The 251-nt window shown below is 35.9% G+C and carries 1 protein-coding gene; it reads left to right on the top strand.

The window, feature by feature from the left end; genetic code table 11:
• Positions 1–138: transposase (locus HZY94_RS08475; protein ID WP_179925790.1), on the top strand; the 138-nt coding region annotated here is incomplete at its 5' end.
• Between the last annotated feature and the right edge of the window lie 113 nt (positions 139–251).

Here is a 251-nt window from a genome sequence, read left to right as displayed (position 1 = left end):
AAAGCTTTTCCTGAGGCTCAGATTGTGATTGACCGTTTTCACATTGTCCAACATTTGACCAATGCTTTCAAAACGGTTCGGATTCAAGAAATGAATAAACTGAACCGCTATTCTGGTGAAGAAGCTATAGTCATTTAGTCTTTAAACAGTATGATATTGCGTCAGTTAAATTCTCTGTTTTTCTAAGTAATTCTGTCACAGCTTTTTTCAGAATAGCCCAACTGTTTTCAATAGGATTCAACTCTGGAGAA

Origin of the sequence: Streptococcus danieliae, assembly GCF_013415245.1 — a bacterium.
Classification (GTDB): Bacteria; Bacillota; Bacilli; order Lactobacillales; family Streptococcaceae; genus Streptococcus; species Streptococcus danieliae_A.
The sequence above is the reverse complement of the archived record's forward strand: the minus strand, read 5'-3'. Positions and strand labels throughout refer to the sequence as shown.